General features: G+C 70.6%; 14 protein-coding genes. 13 read left to right on the top strand and 1 reads right to left on the bottom strand.

The window, feature by feature from the left end; translation table 11 throughout:
- Positions 1 to 3: 3 nt before the first annotated feature.
- From atpA to nirD, 11 genes are all read left to right on the top strand, one after another.
- A complete protein-coding gene (gene atpA, locus KAG51_RS11985) occupies positions 4 to 1,644 on the top strand; it encodes a F0F1 ATP synthase subunit alpha (protein WP_290583966.1) in 1,641 nt (546 codons plus the stop codon).
- Between the two features lie 2 nt (positions 1,645 to 1,646).
- Positions 1,647 to 2,588, top strand: a complete 942-nt coding sequence (locus KAG51_RS11980) for a F0F1 ATP synthase subunit gamma (RefSeq protein WP_290583964.1) — start codon at positions 1,647 to 1,649, stop codon at positions 2,586 to 2,588.
- Between the two features lie 6 nt (positions 2,589 to 2,594).
- On the top strand, positions 2,595 to 4,049 hold the full coding sequence (gene atpD / locus KAG51_RS11975) for a F0F1 ATP synthase subunit beta (protein WP_290583962.1): 1,455 nt from the start codon (positions 2,595 to 2,597) through the stop codon (positions 4,047 to 4,049).
- Positions 4,049 to 4,438, top strand: coding sequence for a F0F1 ATP synthase subunit epsilon (locus KAG51_RS11970; RefSeq protein ID WP_290583960.1), 390 nt, complete (start codon positions 4,049 to 4,051; stop codon positions 4,436 to 4,438). Before atpD ends, KAG51_RS11970 begins: the two co-directional genes overlap by 1 nt.
- Positions 4,439 to 4,465: 27 nt before the next feature.
- Positions 4,466 to 4,909, top strand: a complete 444-nt coding sequence (locus KAG51_RS11965) for a DUF2550 domain-containing protein (RefSeq protein WP_290583958.1) — start codon at positions 4,466 to 4,468, stop codon at positions 4,907 to 4,909.
- 172 nt (positions 4,910 to 5,081) lie between these two features.
- On the top strand, positions 5,082 to 5,207 hold the full coding sequence (locus tag KAG51_RS11960) for a hypothetical protein (protein ID WP_290583956.1): 126 nt from the start codon (positions 5,082 to 5,084) through the stop codon (positions 5,205 to 5,207).
- Between the two features lie 185 nt (positions 5,208 to 5,392).
- Positions 5,393 to 6,961 carry a nitrate/nitrite transporter gene (locus KAG51_RS11955; protein WP_290583954.1) on the top strand — a complete coding sequence of 523 codons (1,569 nt, stop codon included), beginning with the start codon at positions 5,393 to 5,395 and terminating at the stop codon, positions 6,959 to 6,961.
- The gene (locus KAG51_RS11950) at positions 6,962 to 9,007 is read left to right on the top strand and encodes a molybdopterin oxidoreductase family protein (RefSeq protein ID WP_290583952.1); all 2,046 of its coding nucleotides are present in this window, start codon (positions 6,962 to 6,964) and stop codon (positions 9,005 to 9,007) included.
- Positions 9,008 to 9,018: 11 nt separating this feature from the next.
- A complete protein-coding gene (locus KAG51_RS11945; protein ID WP_290583950.1) occupies positions 9,019 to 10,386 on the top strand; it encodes an FAD-dependent oxidoreductase in 1,368 nt (455 codons plus the stop codon).
- Positions 10,387 to 10,391: 5 nt separating this feature from the next.
- A complete protein-coding gene (gene nirB / locus KAG51_RS11940; protein WP_290583948.1) occupies positions 10,392 to 12,944 on the top strand; it encodes a nitrite reductase large subunit NirB in 2,553 nt (850 codons plus the stop codon).
- Positions 12,941 to 13,297 (top strand): nitrite reductase small subunit NirD, encoded by a 357-nt coding sequence (gene nirD, locus KAG51_RS11935; RefSeq protein ID WP_290583946.1) that lies wholly within the window; start codon positions 12,941 to 12,943, stop codon positions 13,295 to 13,297. Before nirB ends, nirD begins: the two co-directional genes overlap by 4 nt.
- A 16-nt stretch (positions 13,298 to 13,313) precedes the next feature.
- On the opposite strand, the gene glp is transcribed toward nirD, so the two are convergent.
- Positions 13,314 to 14,564: a gephyrin-like molybdotransferase Glp gene (gene glp, locus KAG51_RS11930; RefSeq protein WP_290583944.1), complete on the bottom strand. Its 1,251-nt coding sequence runs from the start codon at positions 14,562 to 14,564 to the stop codon at positions 13,314 to 13,316.
- Between glp and KAG51_RS11925 the strand changes: the two genes are divergently transcribed.
- Together KAG51_RS11925 and KAG51_RS11920 are read left to right on the top strand one after the other, a co-directional pair.
- Positions 14,526 to 15,182 carry an NTP transferase domain-containing protein gene (locus tag KAG51_RS11925; protein ID WP_290583942.1) on the top strand — a complete coding sequence of 219 codons (657 nt, stop codon included), beginning with the start codon at positions 14,526 to 14,528 and terminating at the stop codon, positions 15,180 to 15,182. The genes glp and KAG51_RS11925 overlap by 39 nt on opposite strands.
- Positions 15,179 to 15,427, top strand: coding sequence for a DUF6457 domain-containing protein (locus tag KAG51_RS11920; protein WP_290583940.1), 249 nt, complete (start codon positions 15,179 to 15,181; stop codon positions 15,425 to 15,427). Before KAG51_RS11925 ends, KAG51_RS11920 begins: the two co-directional genes overlap by 4 nt.
- The last annotated feature ends 34 nt before the right edge of the window (positions 15,428 to 15,461 follow it).

Genomic DNA, 15,461 nt, shown 5'->3' with positions numbered 1-15,461 from the left:
ACCATGACGGAGCTCTCGATTCGTCCGGAAGAGATCCGGGACGCGTTGCAGAAGTTCGTGGCCGACTACACGCCCAGCGCGGCCAGCACCGAAGAGGTCGGCATCGTGTCCGACGCCGGTGACGGCATCGCCCACGTCGAGGGTCTGCCCTCGGCCATGGCCAACGAGCTGCTCGAGTTCGAGGACGGAACCCTCGGCCTCGCGCTGAACCTCGACGTCCGCGAGATCGGCGTCGTCATCCTCGGTGACTTCGCCGGCATCGAGGAGGGCCAGAAGGTCCGCCGCACGGGCGAGGTCCTCTCGGTCCCCGTGGGCGAGGGCTACCTCGGCCGCGTCGTCGACCCGCTCGGCAACCCGATCGACGGCCTCGGCGAGATCGAGACCGACAGCCGCCGCGCGCTCGAGCTGCAGGCGCCCACCGTCGTGCAGCGCAAGAGCGTGCACGAGCCGCTCATGACGGGCCTGAAGTCGATCGACTCCCTGACGCCCATCGGGCGCGGTCAGCGTCAGCTCATCATCGGCGACCGCCAGACCGGCAAGAGCGCCATCGCGATCGACACGATCATCAACCAGAAGGAGTTCTGGGAGTCGGGCGACCCGAGCAAGCAGGTTCGCTGCATCTACGTCGCGATCGGCCAGAAGGGCTCGACCATCGCGGGTGTCCGCGGTGCGCTCGAGGAGGCCGGCGCCCTGGAGTACACGACGATCGTCGCGGCTCCGGCGTCCGACTCGGCCGGCTTCAAGTACCTCGCGCCGTACACCGGTTCGGCCATCGGTCAGCACTGGATGTACCAGGGCAAGCACGTCCTGGTCGTGTTCGACGATCTGTCGAAGCAGGCCGAGGCGTACCGCGCGGTGTCGCTGCTGCTGCGTCGCCCGCCGGGCCGCGAGGCCTACCCCGGTGACGTCTTCTACCTGCACTCGCGTCTGCTCGAGCGCTGCGCCAAGCTCAGCGACGACCTCGGCGCCGGCTCCATGACGGGTCTGCCGATCGTCGAGACCAAGGCCAACGACGTCTCGGCCTACATCCCGACGAACGTCATCTCGATCACCGACGGCCAGATCTTCCTGCAGTCGGACCTCTTCAACGCCAACCAGCGTCCCGCGGTCGACGTCGGCATCTCGGTGTCGCGCGTCGGTGGCGCGGCGATGCAGAAGTCGATGAAGGCCGTCACCGGCTCGCTCAAGGTCGAGCTCGCGCAGTACCGCGCGATGGAGGCCTTCGCGATGTTCGCCTCGGACCTCGACGCCGCCTCCAAGGCGCAGCTGGCCCGCGGTCAGCGCATCATGGAGCTGTTCAAGCAGGGGCAGTACCAGCCCTTCGCGGTCGAGCAGCAGGTCGTCTCGCTGTGGGCGGTCCAGAACGGCAAGGTCGACGACGTGCCGATCGAGGACGTCAGCCGCTTCGAGCGCGAGTTCCTCGACTACATCAAGCGCTCGCACAGCGGGATCTTCGACGCGATCCGGGAGACCGGGAAGTTCGAGGACGACACCGCCGCTTCGCTCGAGGACGCCTACACGTCCTTCCTCGACCAGTTCGAGACCAGCGAGGGCGAGTCGATCAAGCCTGGCACGATGGACGTCGAGGCCCTGGACGACGAGGACGTCGAGCAGGAGCAGATCGTCAAGCAGAAGCGGGGCTGACCATGGCAGCGTCGGTACGAGAGCTACGCGCGAAGATCAGGTCGACTCAGGCGACCAAGAAGATCACGCGCGCGATGGAGCTCATCGCCGCGTCGCGCATCATCAAGGCGCAGCAGCACGCGGCGGCGGCAGCGCCGTACGCGCGTGAGCTGACCCGTGCGGTCTCGGCGGTCGCGACGTTCTCGAACGTCGACCATCCGCTCACGACCGAGAAGGAGAACCCGACGCGGGCGGCGGTGCTCGTCATCACGAGCGACCGTGGTCTGGCCGGCTCCTACTCCTCGAGCGTGCTCAAGGAGACCGAGCGCCTGGCTGAGAAGCTGCGCAGCGAGGGCAAGGAGATCGACTTCTACCTCGCCGGTCGCAAGTCGGTGGCGTACTTCAAGTTCCGCGACCTCGACCACGTGACGTCGTGGACGGGATTTTCGGACAAGCCGCAGTACGAGGACGCGCGCACGATCGGTGAGGTGCTGGTCGAGGCGTTCGCCGAGGGGGAGGACGTCGAGTCCGGCGCCTCCACCGACGTCGAGGTGCGCCCGGTCGACGAGCTGCACATCGTGTTCACGCGGTTCAAGTCCATGCTGACGCAGGAGCCCGACGTGATCCGTCTGCTCCCGCTCGAGGTCGTCGAGGGCACGGAGGCCCCCGAGGACCACGAGCTCCTTCCGCTGTACGAGTTCGAGCCCTCGGCCTCCGAGGTGCTCGACGCGCTGCTGCCGAAGTACGTCAACAGCCGCATCTACTACTGCCTGCTGCAGGCGGCCGCCTCCGAGCTCGCGGCCCGCCAGAAGGCCATGAAGTCCGCCACCGACAACGCGCAGGACCTCATCGAGAAGTACACCCGCACTGCCAACCAGGCCCGCCAGGCTGGCATTACCCAGGAGATCAGCGAGATCGTGGGCGGCGCCAACGCGCTGGCCGACGCCACCGCTGGTCAGGAGTGAGAGAACATGACTGCCACAGCTGTTGAGAAGACCACCCCCGCCTCGGGTGCCACGGGTCGCGTCGCGCGCGTCATCGGCCCGGTGCTCGACATCGAGTTCCCGGCCGACCAGATGCCCGACATCTACAACGCCCTGCACGTCGACACCGAGGTCGCGGGCACCAAGGAGACCTTGACGCTCGAGGTCGCCCTGCACATCGGTGACGGCCTGGTCCGTGCGATCAGCCTGCGTCCCACCGACGGCGTCGTGCGCGGCACGCCGGTCATCGACACCGGCGGCCCGATCTCGGTGCCGGTCGGCGACCGCACGCTCGGCAAGGTGTTCACCACCACCGGCCAGGTCATGAACCTGGAGGAGGGTGAGGAGTTCGAGGTCGGCGAGACCTGGGGCATCCACCGCAAGGCCCCGGCGTTCGACCAGCTCGAGGCCAAGACCGAGATGTTCCAGACCGGCATCAAGGTCATCGACCTCCTGACGCCGTACGTGCTCGGCGGCAAGATCGGCCTGTTCGGTGGCGCCGGCGTCGGCAAGACCGTGCTGATCCAGGAGATGATCGCCCGCGTCGCCAAGGACCACGACGGCGTCTCGGTGTTCGCCGGCGTCGGCGAGCGCACGCGTGAGGGCAACGATCTCATCGCCGAGATGGAGGAGGCCGGCGTCCTCGACAAGGTGGCGCTGGTCTTCGGTCAGATGGACGAGCCGCCGGGAGCGCGTCTTCGCGTGGCCCTGTCGGCCCTGACGATGGCCGAGTACTTCCGCGACGTCCAGAAGCAGGACGTGCTGCTGTTCATCGACAACATCTTCCGGTTCACGCAGGCCGGTTCGGAGGTCTCCACGCTGCTCGGCCGCATGCCGTCGGCCGTGGGCTACCAGCCGACCCTGGCCGACGAGATGGGCGTGCTGCAGGAGCGCATCACCTCGACCCGTGGTCACTCGATCACCTCGCTGCAGGCGATCTACGTGCCGGCCGACGACTACACCGACCCGGCCCCGGCCACGACGTTCGCGCACCTGGACGCCACGACCGAGCTCAACCGTGAGATCGCCTCGATGGGCATCTACCCGGCCGTCGACCCGCTGACGTCGACCTCGCGGATCCTCGACCCGCGCTACATCGCCGACGACCACTACCAGACGGCGAACCGGGTCAAGAGCATCCTGCAGCGCAACAAGGAGCTCCAGGACATCATCGCGATCCTTGGTGTCGACGAGCTCAGCGAGGAGGACAAGACGATCGTCTCGCGCGCGCGTCGCATCCAGCGCTTCCTCAGCCAGAACACGTACGTCGCCAAGCAGTTCACCGGCATCGAGGGCTCGACCGTCCCGCTCGACGAGACGATCGACGCCTTCACCAAGATCTGCGACGGCGACTACGACCACGTGGCCGAGCAGGCCTTCTTCATGTGCGGCGGTCTCGAGGACGTCGACGCGAAGTGGGCCGAGATCCAGAAGAGCTTCTGATGGCCCCATCAGGATCGGGCCAGGCCCTCCAGGTCGAGCTCGTCGCGGCCGACCGCGTGGTGTGGTCGGGTGAGGCCGCTCGCGTCCTCGCACGCACCGCGTCGGGCGACCTCGGTGTGCTGGCCAACCACGCTCCGCTGCTGTCGCTGCTCGTCCCGGGTGTCGTCGAGATCGAGACGGCTGGTGGCGAGCGCGTCCGCGCCGCGGTCGGCGACGGATTCCTCTCGGTGTCCGACAACCGGGTGTCGATCCTGAGCGAGGACACCTTCCTCGCCGAGGAGATCGTGGAGTCCGACGCGCGCGCCGAGCTCGAGCGGGCTGCGGCCGACGGTGACGATCTCGCTGCCCTGCGCGCCGAGGCCAAGCTGCGCGTGCTGCAGCGTTCCTGACGACGACGCGGGAGGGAGAAGACGCACATGCCGCTCTGGCTGTGGCTGGTCGACTCCCTCCTGCTCGTCGTCGTCCTGGTCGTCGTCCTGCTGGCGCTCGTGGTCGTGCGCCGACGATCGATCGAACGGCGCGCGGGTGCCTTCGAGCTCACGATCAGTCGCCGTGACGCGGGCGCGGCTGGCTGGTCCATCGGTACCGCGGTCTATCACGACGACCACCTCGAGTGGTACCGCACCTTCTCGCTCGCCTGGCGGCCGTCGATCGTGCTGCCGCGACGTGGCGTCGAGATCACGGGGCGGCGCCACCCCGACACGGCCGAGGCGCACGTGCTCGCTCCCGGGTCGATCGTGGTCGACCTGGTGAGCTCCGAGCGCCGCCTCCGGCTGTCGCTGACGCCTCCGGCCCTGACCGGTCTGCTGTCGTGGCTGGAGTCCTCGCCCCCGGGGCGGGGCATCAACACCGTTCTCTGAACGTCAGAAGCACCGTTCTCTGAACGTCGGGGGCACCGTTCTCTGAACGTCGGGGGCACCGTTCTCTGAACGTCACCGACGGGCCCTTGACGCCCCCGAGCGGGCCGGGGCAGGATCGGCAGAGCGGCCGGGTCACCGACGACCCGGTCCGAGAGCCCGGGGGAGAAGTCTCATGGTCAAGAAGCTCGTCGTCGCCGCGGTCGTCGCGGTCCTGCCCGTCCTGGGCGTCGCTGCTCCGGCGGACGCGGCCCCCGCGAAGCCGGGGGGCATCGTCACCCAGGCCATCGACTGGCACTGACACTCGCGCTCCGACACCCGTCTCCCGGCTCCGGGAGGCGGGTGTCGCTGCCTTCTGAGCCTCCTGCTCACAGTCGCCCCTGCGGGCGCGTGAGGAAGGTTTGACGCAACTGGCACGCGGGGGAACGACCGCTGACATGACGGACTCCGAGGATCGGTACGACCGACTCGCACCGAGGAGCCCGCATGACCGCCACGCAACAACAGCCCCCCGTGTCAGACATGGTGTCCGACACCGCGTCGTCGCCGGCACCCCTGCGACGGCGGTGGATCCGCGACTGGAGACCTGAGGACGAGACCTTCTGGACGGTGATCGGCGCCCGTGTCGCGCGGCGCAACCTCGCCTGGTCGATCTTCGCCGAGCACCTCGGCTTCTCCGTCTGGCTCATCTGGAGCGTGAGCTCGGCCTTCCTGGTGTCGCAGGGCTTCTCCTTCTCGCCCGAGCAGCTGTTCTTCCTGGTCGCGATCCCGAACCTGGTCGGCTCGCTGCTGCGGGTGCCGTACACGCTCGCGGTCCCGAAGTTCGGGGGGCGCAACTGGACCATGATGAGTGCGGCCCTGCTCCTGGTGCCCACGCTCGGCTTCGCCTACGCCGTGACCCAGCCCGGCACTCCTTACTGGGCGTTCTGCCTCATCGCGGCGACGGCCGGCGTCGGCGGGGGCAACTTCGCCTCCTCGATGGCCAACATCAACTTCTTCTACCCGCCTGACAAGAAGGGTGCCGCGCTCGGCCTCAACGCGGCCGGTGGCAACCTGGGCGTGGCCTTGATCCAGTTCCTGCTGCCGGTCATCGTCGGCGGCGCCGGGATCTTCGGCCTCGTGAAGGCGAGCGAGGGCGGCATCCACCTCGAGCGTGCGGCGTGGCTGTACGCCGCGCTCGCGGTCGTGGCGACGCTCGGCGCGTTCTTCTTCATGGACAACATCGAGGGCGTCGAGTCGCGACCGCGCGAGCAGCTCCGGGTCATCACGCACCGTCCGATCCAGGTCATGTCGCTGCTCTACATCGGCACGTTCGGCTCGTTCATCGGCTACTCGGCCGCGATGCCGTTGCTGATCAAGCTCAACTTCTGGCGGCAGCCCGTCCCGGGGGTCGAGGGCATCGGGATCAACTTCGTGTTCTACGCCTTCCTCGGGGCGCTCGTGGGTTCGGCTGCCCGGCCGATCGGTGGCCGGCTCGCCGACCGGTTCGGTGGAGCTCGCATCACGCTCGTCTCGTTCGTCGGCATCATCGCGTCGACGCTCCTGGTCCTGGTGACCCTGAGCCGCCTGCAGACCCTGCCGGCGCCGCCGACCCCGGACCAGCTCGCGACGATCGCCGCCGATCCCGCGGCGTTCCAGTTCCCCGACGCGGTGCGGTCGGCGGTCGACACCAATGCCGCCGTCTTCCCGTGGTTCCTGGCGGCGTTCCTGCTGGTCTTCGTGTTCAGCGGCATGGGGAACGGCTCGACCTACAAGATGATCCCGGCGATCTTCCGCCGCGACGCCGAGCACGCGACGAGCCCGGGCACGCCGGAGCGCGACGACGCCCTCCGCGCGGAGGGCAAGCGCTCCTCGGCGGCCCTGGGCATCGTCGGCGCGATCGGGGCCATCGGCGGCTTCCTGATCCCCATCACGTTCAACAGCCCGTGGGTCAGCGACCCGCTCTCGGCGACCAAGACGGCCTTCTGGATCTTCACGGCCTTCTACGTCGTGTGTGCCGCCGTGACCTGGGCGGTCTTCCTCCGCAGGTCGGCCTCGCGCTACCGGGACGTCTGAGTGACCGACACCCACTGCCCGTACTGCAGCCTCCAGTGCGGCATGACCCTCGTCCGTGAGGGTCGCCGTCTGGAGGTGCAGGCCCGCGAGGACTTCCCGGTCAACGAGGGTGCGCTGTGCCGCAAGGGCTGGACCGCCATGGGACTGCGCGGCTCGCGCGAGCGGCTCACGACGCCGCTCGTGCGAGACCGGGCCACGGACGTGTGGTCGGCGGTGTCGTGGGACGAGGCCCTCGACGTCGTGGCGGAACGGCTCGCGGCGATCCGTGACGAGCACGGTGCCGATGCGAACGCGGTGTTCGGCGGTGGGGGTCTGACCAACGAGAAGGCGTACCAGCTGGGCAAGCTCGCACGGGTCGCCCTGGGCACGCGGATGATCGACTACAACGGCCGCTGGTGCATGTCGTCGGCCGCGAGTGCCGGCAACCAGGCGTTCGGGGTCGACCGGGGGCTGCCGTTCCCCCTGGCTGACGTCGAGCAGGCCGACGTCGTGGTCCTGGTGGGGTCGAACCTCGCCGAGACGATGCCGCCGGCGGTGCGTCATCTCGACCGCGCCCGGCAGCGCGGTGCCCACGTCGTGGTCGTCGACCCGCGGCGCACGCTCACGGCCGATCGCGCCGACGTGCACGTGCAGCCCGTGCCGGGTACCGATCTCCCGCTCGCCCTGGGGTTGTTGCACCTCGTCGACGCCGCCGGGGGCGTCGACGAGGAGTACGTCGCGGCCCGCACATCGGGCTTCGACGACGTCCGGGCCGCCGCGGCGGCGTGGTGGCCCGAGCGGGTGGAGCGCGTGACGGGCGTCGCCGTCGCTCAGCTGCGTGAGCTCGCCGGCCTCCTCATGAGCTCGCCCCGTGTCATGGTCATGACCGCCCGGGGTGCCGAGCAGCACGCCGACGGCACCGCCACGGTGCTGGCGTGGGTCAATCTCTCCCTGGCGCTGGGCCTGCCGGGCCGGCCCTTCGCGGGGTACGGCTGTCTGACCGGCCAGGGCAACGGCCAGGGCGGCCGCGAGCACGGCCAGAAGGCCGACCAGCTGCCGGGCTACCGCATGATCGACGACCCGGCCGCCCGGGCCCATGTCGCGGGAGTCTGGGGCGTCGATCCCGACAGCCTGCCCGGCAAGGGCCTCTCGGCCTACGAGCTGCTCATGAGCCTGGGCACCGACGGCGGGCCGCGCAGCCTGCTCGTGCTGGGCTCCAACATCGCAGTGTCGGCGCCCCACACGGCGCGCGTCGCCGAACGTCTCGCCGCGCTCGACCTGCTCGTCGTGGCCGACATCGTCATGAGCGAGACCGCAGCCCTGGCCGACGTCGTGCTTCCTGTGACGCAGTGGTCCGAGGAGACCGGAACCATGACGAATCTCGAGGGACGCGTCATCCTGCGCCAGCAGGCCGTGACGCCGACCGAGGGCGTGCGGTCCGACCTCGAGCTCATGGCTGGCATCGCCGAGCGTCTCGGTGCCGCGTCGACGTGGCCGACCGATCCCGAGGAGGTCTTCGACGAGCTCCGCCGGGCGAGCGCCGGCGGTCGGGCCGACTACGCGGGGATCGACTACGCGCGTATCCGCGCCGAGGACGGCGTGTTCTGGCCGTGCCCCGATGCCGATCACCCCGGGACCCCGCGCCTGTTCGAGGAGTCCTTCTTCCACGCGGACGGACGGGCCCGCTTCGTCGCGGTCGACCACACGGGTCCCGTCGAGCCGGTCGACGGCGAGTTCCCCGTGCACCTGACGACCGGGCGCGTGCTCGCCCAGTACCAGTCCGGTGCGCAGACGCGGCGGATCAAGGACCTGCCCGACACGGGTCCGTTCGTCGAGCTGCACCCGTTCCTCGCTCTCCGGGTCGGCGCCCACGACGGCGACCCGGTGTCGGTGCGCACGCGACGCGGTGTCCTGCGGGCCCCTGCCCGGGTCGTCGAGACGATCCGGCCCGACACGATCTTTGTCCCGTTCCACTGGCTCGGGGCCAACCGGCTCACGTCGGACGCGCTCGACCCGTCGAGCGGCATGCCCGAGTTCAAGGTGTGCGCCGCCGTGGTGTCGACGTGAGGGGTGACGACATGAGGACCGTCGTCATCGGCAACGGGATGGCGGCCGTGGCCCTCGTCGAGCGACTCGTCGAGCACGGTGTGTCGGACGTGACCGTGCTGGGCGAGGAGACCTGCACGCCGTACAACCGGATCCTGCTGTCGGCGGTGCTCGAGGGCTCCCACCGTCCCGGGGCGATCTCGCTGCGGAGCGCGAACTGGTACGCGGCGCACGCGGTCGACCTGCGTCTGGGCGCCGGTGTCGTCGCGATCCACCGCAGCGTGCAGGAGGTCGAGCTCGCCGACGGTGAGCGGGTGCCCTACGACCGGCTCGTGCTGGCGATCGGCAGCGTCCCCGAGCTGCCGCCGATCCGGGGCCTGGTCGACGCCGACGGGGTCATGGACGAGCGCGTGCACGCGTTCCGCACCCTGGCCGACTGCGACCGTCTGATCGCCGCCGCCTCGGCGTCCTCCAGCGCGCTGATCGTCGGCGGCGGGCTGCTCGGCCTCCAGGTCGCCCGTGCGCTGAGCGTCCGGGGGATGCGCGCCGAGCTCGTCGAGGTCGGCGACCACGTCCTGCGACGCCAGGTCGACCCGCAGGCCGGCCGTATCCTGGCGCGCAGCCTCGAGCAGCTCGGCACGGCGGTCTACGTCGGCGTCCGGGCGACCCGGTTGACCCCGTCGGGGCTGCGTCTCGACAACGGCTACGAGCTCGACGCCGACCTCGTCGTGCTGACCGCCGGAAGCCGCCCGCGCATCCGCTTGGCCAACGCGGCCGGGCTCGTCACCGCGCGTGGCGTCGTCGTCGACGACACGCTCGCGACGTCCGACCCGCGCATCTTCGCGATTGGCGACTGCGCGGAGCACTCCGGTCGCACGCCCGGTCTTGTCCCGCCGGCCTGGGAGCAGGCCCGGATCCTGGGCGACCGGTTCGCCGGGTCACCCGCGACGTACACGGGTCACCGCACGGTGGCGCGCCTGCGGGCGACCGACCTGGACGTCGCCGTCCTGGGGGAGCCCGAGACCGCTCAGGGCGAGGTCGTCGAGGTCTCCAACCCCGTGACCGGCACGCACAAGAAGCTCGTCGTCGACGGTGGAGTCGTGGTCGCCGCGACGCTGGTCGGCGACCTCTCCCGCGTCGGCCTGATCACGCAGGCCTTCGACCAGCGCACGGTCCTCGCGGCCGGCGAGCCGGGCGAGCTCCTGATGACCCCCCGCCCCTCGGCGCCGCCCGAGCTGCCCGACGACGCCGAGGTCTGCGCATGCGCCGGGGTCAGCGTCGGCCGCGTCCGGGCGTGCTCCTCGCTCGAGGAGCTGCGCGAGACCACCCGGGCCACGACCGGCTGCGGTGGCTGCCTCTCGACCTGCACGAACCTGCTCTCTCAACTGGTGAAGGGATGAAACCGATGAGTCCACACCTGCGCAAGCGCCTCGTCGTGGTCGGCCACGGAATGGTCGGCCACCGCTTCGTGCAAGCCGCGGTCGAACGCGGACTGTCCGAGACGTACGACATCGTCGTCCTCGGTGCAGAGTCGCGCGCGGCGTACGACCGCGTCGCGCTGACGTCGTTCTTCGAGGTCGGCGCCGACGCTCTCAGCCTGCTGCCGTCCGGCGACTACGAGGACCCCCGCGTCACACTGCGGCTCGGCACGAACGTCGCGGAACTCGACGTGGCGTCCCGCACGGTCTCGCTCGACGACGGGGAGACGATCGGCTACGACGAGCTCGTGCTCGCGACCGGATCGGCACCCTTCGTGCCGCCCGTCCCGGGTCACGACCTCGAGGGCGCGTTCGTCTACCGCACGATCGAGGACCTCGAGGCCATCCGGGACGCGGCGGCCCGTGCCAGCACCGGCGTCGTGATCGGCGGCGGCCTGCTGGGTCTCGAGGCCGCCAATGCGCTGCGCCAGCTCGGCCTCGACACCCACGTCGTCGAGATGAACCCGCGCCTGATGTCGGCGCAGGTCGACGAGGCGGGCGGGCGCATCCTGGGTCGCCACGTCGAGAAGCTCGGCCTCACGATCCACACGGGCGTCGCGACCGAGCGCATCGAGGGCGAGGAGCACGTCACGGGCATCACGTTCGCGGGTGGTGAGACCGTGCCGCTGGATGTCGTCGTCTTCTCCGCGGGTGTCCGTCCGCGCGACCAGCTCGCACGGCAGGCCGGGCTCGCGGTGGCCGAGCGCGGTGGGGTCGCGGTCGACGACCAGCTCCGCACGAGCGATCCGCACGTCTGGGCCATTGGGGAGTGCGCGGCGCACCAGGGCCGTATGTACGGCCTCGTCGCGCCGGGCTACACGATGGCCGAGATCGCGGTCGACGCCCTGCTCGAAGGTGCCGGCACCTTCACGGGCGCCGACATGTCGACCAAGCTCAAGCTGCTCGGGGTCGACGTCGCGAGCTTCGGCGACGCCCACGGCACGACCGAGGGCAGCATCGACCTGGTGTTCTCCGACGCCGTCGCCGGGGTCTACAAGAAGCTCGTCATCAGCGACGACGGACGTCACCTGCTCGGCGGCGTCCTGGTCGGTGACGCGAGCGCCTACGGCACCTTGCGTGCGATGGTCTCGAGTCGGATCGAGCTCCCGAAGAACCCCGAGGAGCTCATCCTGCCGGCGTCGAGTGGCGCGCCGGGCGTCACGTTGCCGGCCGAGGCCGTCGTGTGCTCGTGCAACACCGTCACGAAGGACGACATCGAGGGCGCGGTCGAGGGCGGTTGCGAGTCCGCAGCCTGCGTCACGACCTGCACGACGGCCGGATCGACGTGCGGCTCGTGCAAGCCGCAGGTCAAGAAGATCGTCGAGGACTACTTCGCGTCGCAGGGCAAGGTCGTCGACCGGTCGCTGTGCGAGCACTTCGCGATGACCCGCGCCGAACTGTTCGACGTCGTGCTGGTCCATGGCTACCGGACGTTCGACGAGATCGTCGAGGCGCACGGACGTGGCCGCGGCTGCGACGTGTGCCGGCCGGTCGTCGCCAGCGTCCTGGCGAGCCAGCTCAACGGCCACGTGCTCGCACCTGACCGTCGTGTCCTGCAGGACACCAACGACGCGTTCCTGGCCAACATCCAGCGCAATGGCACGTACTCGGTCGTGCCGCGGATCCCGGGCGGGGAGATCACCCCCGAGAAGCTCATCGTGATCGGTGAGGTCGCGCGGGACTTCGGGCTCTACACCAAGATCACCGGCGGGCAGCGGATCGACCTGTTCGGCGCGCGGACCGAGCAGCTCCCGGCGATCTGGAAGCGGCTCGTCGACGCCGGGTTCGAGTCCGGGCACGCGTACGGCAAGGCGTTGCGCACCGTGAAGTCGTGCGTGGGGTCGTCGTGGTGCCGCTTCGGTGTACAGGACTCGGTCGCGATGGCGATCGCGCTGGAGCTGCGGTATCGAGGGCTGCGCTCGCCGCACAAGCTCAAGGGTGGCGTCTCCGGCTGTGCCCGCGAGTGCGCCGAGGCGCGCGGCAAGGACTTCGGCGTGATCGCAACCGAGAAGGGGTGGAACCTCTACGTCGGTGGCAACGGTGGCGCGGTGCCCGCGCACGCCCAGCTGCTCGCCGGGGACCTCGACGACAACGAGCTCGTGCGGATGATCGACCGGTTCCTCATGTACTACATCCGCACGGCCGACCGTCTGCAGCGCACGTCGACGTGGATCGACAGCCTGGAGGGCGGGCTCGACCGTGTGCGCGAGGTCGTCGTCGACGACGCCCTGGGGCTGGGCACGGAGCTGGAGGAGGCGATGGCCCGCCACGTCGACACCTACGTCGACGAGTGGAAGGCCACGATCGAGGACCCGGAGAAGCTGCGCCGGTTCGTGTCGTTCGTCAACGCGCCCGACACCCCTGACCCGAACATCAGCTTCGGCAGCACACGGGACCAGATCGTGCCGGAGGCCAGCACGGGCCCCGTGTCTCTGGGTCCGGTCTCTTTGGGGACCTCGATCCCGGTGGGTCGGCCGTGACCGCCCCGTCGATGCAGCGGCTCGTCGCGATCTGCCGACTGGACGACATCGACCGCGAGGGCGGGGTCACGGCCCTGGTCGACGGCGAGGTCGTCGCGGTGTTCCGCACGTACGCCGACGACGTGTTCGCCCTGGACAACTTCGATCCGTTCGGTCAGGCGTCGGTGCTGTCGCGCGGCATCGTGGGGACCCGCGGCGACCGTGACGTGGTGGCCTCGCCTCTGCACAAACAGGTCTTCGACCTCCGGACGGGGCTGTGTCTCGACGACGAGAGCGTGCGGGTCGCGGTGCACCCGGTCGTGGTGCGCGACGGTGTGGTGCACGTGGAGGCAGCGACCGCATCAGCCCCATGACCTGGCGGAGCGGCGCTCAGACGGTCAGCATGACCTCGACGAGGGCGCCTGCCTCCACGCGGTCGACGCCGGCCGGGACCACGGCCCACGCGTCGGCACGCGCCAGCGAACCGACGAGGTGGGACCCGGAGTGGCCCGACGACGCGGGGCGGACCTGCCAGGCGGCGGGGTCGGTCGTGTCGAGCGTGACCGGGACGTACTGTCGTCGCTCCGGCGGCGAGGGCCAGGCCGTGGCGGCGCGGAGCCGGACCTTCCGGTGGGACGGCCCCGACCGTCCCTGGAGGGCGAGAAGTGCGGGCCGGACGAAGACCTCCCACGACACGGCGGCACTGACCGGATTGCCCGGTAGGCCGAACAGGAGCTGCCCGGTCGCCGTGACGCCGAAGCCCTGCGGTTTGCCCGGCTGCATCCGCACCCGGAGGAAGTCCATCAGGCCCGCGCTGCCGAGCGCCGACTTCACGACGTCGTGGGCACCCGTGCCGACACCTCCTGTCAGGACGATGACGTCGGCGGTCCCGGAGAGCTCATCGATGACCCGCAGGAGCGACGCGTCGTCGTCGTCGACCGATCCCGTCCGGACGACCGTGGCGTCGGCCGACCGGGCGAGGTCGGCGAGCATGGGTCCGTTCGACTCCGGGATCTGGCCGGGTGCCAGGTCCGAGCCGTCCGTGACGAGCTCGTCACCCGTCGACAGGATCGCGACGCGCGGGGTGCGGGCGACCTCGATGGCGACGTGCCCGACCGAGAGTGCCGCGGCGACCTGCATCGCCCCTAGGCGCGTGCCCGCCCGCAGCAGGAGGTCGCCGGCGGCGACGTCCTCGCCTCGACGACGCACGTGGCGGCCGCGCTCCCGGGGTGCGGCGAGCACGGTGATGCGTCCCGAGCCGTCTGACAGGCCCTCCTGCGTGTCCTCGAACGCGACCACGGTGTCGGCCTGACTGGGGACGGCGGCGCCTGTCATGATCCGGACGGCCTGCCCCGGCAGCAGGGCGGGGTCCAGGGAGGACCCGGCCGGCACGTCGGCCACGACCTCCAGGACGACGGGGCGTCCCGGCGCGACGCCGGCGACGTCGTCGAACCGGACCGCGAACCCGTCCATGGCCGAGTTGTCGAACGTCGGCACGTCGCGAGCGGCGAGCACGTCGGCGGCCAGCGTGCGTCCCGCCGCGGACCGCAGGTCGACCCGCTCGGTCGTCAGCCGGACAACAGCGTCGAGGATGCGCGCCTGGTGCTCCTCGACCTCGACCAGGGAGTCGGCGGGAATCACGCGGTCCACCTCGTCGGCCTGCTCCGGGTGATGACGGCGCTCGCGCGTGACGGATCGGGCATGATCAGCATCATGACACCACTCGTCTTCGACGCGATCGTGCTGGCGGGCGGCCGCGGGTCGCGACTGGGCGGCATCGACAAGTCGGCGCTGGTGCACCGGGGCTCGACCCTGCTCGAGCACGCGCTCGAGTCCGTCGCCGACGCCCGGCGCGTCGTGGTCGTCGGCGACCGACCGCCGGTCGACGGCGCCCTGCACGCCGTCGAGGACCCGCCCGGGGCGGGCCCGGCCGCGGCCGTCGCGGCCGGACTCGCGGCACTGGTCGACCCGGCCCCCCTCGTGGCCGTCCTCGCGAGTGACGTGCCCGAGGTCGTGGCGGCGTTCGCGCAGCTACGTGCGCTGCGCGAGCCGGCGGTCGCGGTCGACCCGACCGGCCGCCGCCAGCACCTGCTGGCGATGTACCCCGGCCCGGAGCTCTTGGCACGCACGCAGCGCGGCGCGCAGGAGGGGAGAAGCATGCGGGAGCTGGTCACGGGACTGGCCGTGCGCGAGGTCCACGTGGGCGTCGACGACGTCGACCACCCCGAGGACGCTGCCCGGCACGGGATCCACCTGTGAGCGACCAGGACACGGTCCTGGCCGCGTGGGTCGCCGACGTGGGTCGCGAGCTCGGCGTGGACCTGGAGGTCGAGGTCGGCGTCGTGCTGGACCTGGCCGGTGACGCCGCGCACGCCGTCGTGCGACCGGCCGCGCCGCTCACGACGTTCTTGGTCGGCGTCGCGGTGGGCCGTGGCGCGCGTCTCGACGACGCGCTCGAGGCCGTGGGCCGGGTCCTGGCCCGGCGGGCGGCACCACAGGACTGACGGCCTAGGTGTAACCGGTCAGCACGTTGGTTGC

The organism is Aeromicrobium sp. (genome assembly GCF_023146395.1).
Classification (GTDB): Bacteria; Actinomycetota; Actinomycetes; order Propionibacteriales; family Nocardioidaceae; genus Aeromicrobium.
Note: the sequence above shows the minus strand (reverse complement) of the source record. Positions and strands in the feature narration are given on the sequence as shown.